Source organism: Moorena sp. SIO4G3, assembly GCF_010692305.1.
Taxonomy (GTDB): domain Bacteria; phylum Cyanobacteriota; class Cyanobacteriia; order Cyanobacteriales; family Coleofasciculaceae; genus Moorena; species Moorena producens_A.
Genome location: NZ_JAAHIG010000682.1, coordinates 1 through 2,131, shown reverse-complemented (window position 1 = coordinate 2,131; position 2,131 = coordinate 1). Strand labels below are relative to the sequence as shown.

General features: G+C 45.1%; 1 pseudogene. It reads left to right on the top strand.

What is annotated here, in order from left to right:
• Window positions 1-592: 592 nt before the first annotated feature.
• A pseudogene (locus F6J99_RS44520) lies at window positions 593-2,131 on the top strand (reverse transcriptase domain-containing protein); the annotation flags it as partial.

Sequence of the window (2,131 nt, the reverse complement as noted above, 5' to 3'; positions counted from 1 at the left end):
GTTATAACTGTGTGCGGCTTGTTCTGAGTAGGAGCCTCCCTCGTGCGGGAGAGGTATGACTCAGGTAACTCGCGGGGACAACCCCAAGAATTATAACTGTTCATCCGGATGGCGGTGCAAACCCGCCCCTAGAAGAGACTAGTGACTCCTTATCTGGCCACACCGAGTAGGCGACATCCTAACAGAGTGAAGCTGGCACCAGGGCGCAATCAGACATGATTCAGATGCATGACACTGGCGCTAACAGGGAAGATGACAAGGGTAGATTAACAAAAGTCCTCAAAAAAGTGTCTAATAACTAAGCCGCAATCTGACTAAGTACATGCGAGACTTGATTCCCGAGTATCCTCACAACGTTTTGCAGTTGACAGTTGTAATCTCCGAGGAGGGAATAGGCAAAGTGGACTGCCCTAAATCATCAAAGAATCCGATGAACGGAACAAGTAAAAACGACAGCATAAATGGGTCTATAGGCCGGTCGAACCTATGGTAAGTTATGTCAAACCTAATCCCCACTGTCGGGTAGGATGCAGGCGGAAACTGCCTGCGGGTATTCAGAATATACAAGTTCTAGGAGAGCAAAGTTAGACACATGAGCAATCATAGTGAACTCTGGAAAAGTCAGAAGTGGAAGAAAGTCCGCCAAAACTTATTCCGCCTACAAAAACGAGTATATAAAGCGGTTCGAGCTGGTGACTTGAAGAAAGCAAGGTCTCTACAGAAACTGATTATGAAATCCCGCTCAGCACATCTGTTGGCCGTCCGACAAGTGACACAACTAAATAAGGGTAAAAAAACAGCTGGAGTTGACGGAAAGTCAAAACTCAACTACAGGGAACGCATGGAACTGGTTGAAACATTGAACCTCTATGGCCACGACTGGAAACATAGCGGACTACGAGAAAAACCAATCCGTAAAAAGAATGGGAAAACTCGGATGTTAAAGATACCAACCATAGCAGACCGCGCATGGCAATGTTTAGCCAAATTCGCCCTAGAACCAGCCCATGAGGCCACGTTCAACGCCAATAGTTACGGTTTCAGGACTGGAAGATGCGCACAGGACGTTCAAAAACGCCTGTTCCTTCAACTAGCCTCTAACAAAAACGGCATAAATAAGCGAATAATAGAACTAGACATAAAGAAATGTTTTGACCGCATCGCACACAGCTCAATCATGGATAGATTGCTAGCTCCTGCGTGCCTAAAACAGGGGATTTTCAGGTGCTTAAAAGCAGGCATCAATCCGGAATTCCCAGAGCAAGGAACACCCCAAGGTGGTGTGGTCAGCCCCCTACTAGCTAATGTGGCACTTAACGGAATAGAGGACATACACACAAGTTTGCGGTACGCAGATGATATGGTATTCATCCTCAAGCCAAGAGATAACGCTGAAAAGATTCTCCAGAAAGTCAAAAACTTCCTGGCAGAAAGAGGGATGGAAATCAGCGAAGAAAAGACCAAGCTAACCAAAACGACAAATGGATTTGACTTCCTATGAAGTTACCGTAAGAATAAAGAAGCCTTTACAGGGGACAGACTATGCAAAAAAGGGTTAAAAATTATTAATTAAGGCTTCTTTATTCTAAGGTTTCGTCTCCTGGGGTGGAAATTCCGCGTCAGAAAAGACGAAAAATTCTCGTGTACTCCCTCAGAGGAGAACCACCGGAACATACGTAAGAAGATTAAACACATAGTCAACAACTCGAACTATGGTGCCGAAGTAAAAGCCAAGAAACTAGCCCCTATCGTTCGCGGATGGCGTAACTACCATGCAAGCTGCGATATGAGTAGCTCTAGGGATAACTTATGGTTCATGAACCACACCGCCAACCGCAAATTCCGCAAGGAAAAGAAAGTAAATCGGTATAAGGCAAATGAACTATGTAAAAAGGCATTCCCAAAGGTAGGCTACAAGCAAAATCAACACGTGAACGTACGGGGGACTAAGTCACCTTACGATGGTGACCTAGTCTACTGGAGTAAAAGGAATTCACGCCTATACTCCGATGCTACATCTGACGCATTGAAAAGGCAAAACCATTCCTGTGGACACTGTAGGTTGAAGTTCTTAGAAGACGAGTCTGTACATCTTCATCACATCGATGGAAACCACGACAACTGGAAAACA